General features: G+C 56.3%; 2 protein-coding genes. Both read right to left on the reverse strand.

Going from position 1 to position 2,067, the window contains the following annotated elements; genetic code table 11:
* Nucleotides 1–659: FAD-dependent oxidoreductase (locus CJP72_RS24900; protein ID WP_162383898.1), on the reverse strand; the 659-nt coding region annotated here is incomplete at its 3' end.
* 3 nt (nt 660–662) lie between these two features.
* A complete protein-coding gene (locus CJP72_RS24905) occupies nt 663–1,997 on the reverse strand; it encodes a dihydrolipoamide acetyltransferase family protein (RefSeq protein WP_046723277.1) in 1,335 nt (444 codons plus the stop codon).
* Nucleotides 1,998–2,067: the final 70 nt, after the last annotated feature.

The raw sequence follows: 2,067 nt of genomic DNA on the forward strand, positions 1-2,067 counted from the left end.
GTCATGTCTTTATCGAAGCCAGGCAGTACGGTATCCATACCTTCGATAATCGTAACTTTGGTGCCGAACTTGGAGTACATTTGACCGAGCTCCGCGCCGATGTAGCCGCCGCCGATGACGATCAGGCTCTTCGGAATTTCCGGCAGCTCCAGCGCCTCGGTGGAGGACAGAATGCGTCCGCCGAACGGGAAAGGCTTAAGCTCGATCGGACGGGAGCCGGTCGCGATAATGCAGTTCTTGAAGCGGTAGCGCGGGGATTCATGGTCGTTGAATACGCGCGCTTCCGTTGTGCTGATGAACATGCATTCACCGTTGAAGATTTCAACCTTGTTGCCCTTCAGCAGACTGGCGACGCCGCCGGTCAGCTTCTTGACGACGCTGGTCTTAAACTCCTGCGTCTTGGTGAAATCCACCTTCACGTTCTCGGCGCTAATGCCGAACGCTTCGCCGTGCTTGGCGGATTCATACTGGTGAGCCGCCGAAATCAGTGCTTTGGACGGGATACACCCACGATTCAGACATACGCCGCCGACTTCGGATTTATCCACGATGAGAACTTTTTGTCCAAGCTGGGCAGCCCGGATGGCTGCCACATATCCGCCCGGACCTGCACCAATAACCAATGTATCAATATCGAGTGAAGCGTCTCCCACTACCATATATTACACCTCCATAACCAGCAGCTCCGGATTTGCGAGCAGCGATTTAATGTAGTTCATAAAGTTCTGCGCGGTTGCGCCGTCGATAATGCGATGGTCGAAGCTTAAGGACAGAGCCATAACCGGAGCGGCTACGATCTCTCCGTTCTTCACCACCGGCTTCTCGCTGATGCGGCCCGTTCCGAGAATAGCCACTTCAGGGAAGTTGATGATCGGCGTAAAGAACATACCGCCGGCGGAGCCGATGTTCGTGATGGAAATCGTGCTGCCCTTCATTTCGTTCGGGCTCAGCTTGCCTTCACGGCCGCGTGCAGCCAGGTCGCTGATCGCCGAGGCGATCATCCAGATGCTCTTGCGGTCGGCATCCTTGATGACCGGAACGATCAGGCCGTTCTCCGTATCGGTTGCAATACCAATGTTGTAGTATTTCTTGTACACAATTTCATTCGCTTCTTCGTCAATGGTGGCATTAAGCGCCGGGAACTGACGGGAAGCCGCTACAAGCGCTTTGACGATGAACGGAAGGTAGGTTACCTTCACACCCTTCTTCTCGGCGAGAGGCTTCATGCGTGTGCGGAAAGCAACCAGCTCGGTTACATCCACTTCGTCCATAATCGTTACGTGCGGAGCGGTATAAGCCGATTTAACCATGGCGTTCGCAATCGCTTTGCGGATACCCTTGAACGGTACGCGCTCTTCCTCAAGGCTCACATTGCCGGCAGCTGCTGCCGCCGGAGCCGCCGCCTTCTCTGCTGGCGCCGCTTCGGAGGCCGCTTCCACTGCTGCCGGAGCTGCTGCTTGACCGCCGCTCAGGAACGCTTCGACGTCCTCGCGGGTGATTTTACCGTTTTTGCCGCTGCCATTCACTTTAGAAATGTCCACGCTGTTGTCACGGGCGAATTTGCGCACGCTCGGCGTAGCCAGAACGTCGCGGTCCGGCGCCGGAACGGCTTCCGCGCCGCCGGCTTCGCCTGCTTTTGCGTCCGCTGGACTGGCTGCAGCCGGAGACGAAGCGGTGTCCGCACTGCCTTTGGCCGAATCGGCTTCCTGCGCGCTCTGCTCCTCGGCATGTCCGCCTTCCTGCTCCGGAATGTCGCCTTCGGCGTCGATAACGGCAACAGTCTGGCCTACGCGGAACACGTCGCCGTCCTTGGCCAACACTTCCAGAACGGTTCCGTTAACGGGACACGGAACTTCGACGACCGCCTTGTCGTTCTGCACTTCCATAATAATGTCTTCGTCGGTTACTTTATCCCCGGCCTTGATGTGCATCTTGATGATTTCGCCTTCGTGCAGGCCTTCGCCCAGCTCGGGGAACGGGTAATTGAATTTTGTCACGATCGAAAACCTCCTCTATGAGAAATAACGATTAAAATTCCAGAACTTTCTTCACGCCGGCAATGATGCG

Origin of the sequence: Citrobacter sp. NCU1, from assembly GCF_010231475.1 — a bacterium.
Taxonomy (GTDB): Bacteria; Pseudomonadota; Gammaproteobacteria; order Enterobacterales; family Enterobacteriaceae; genus Citrobacter_D.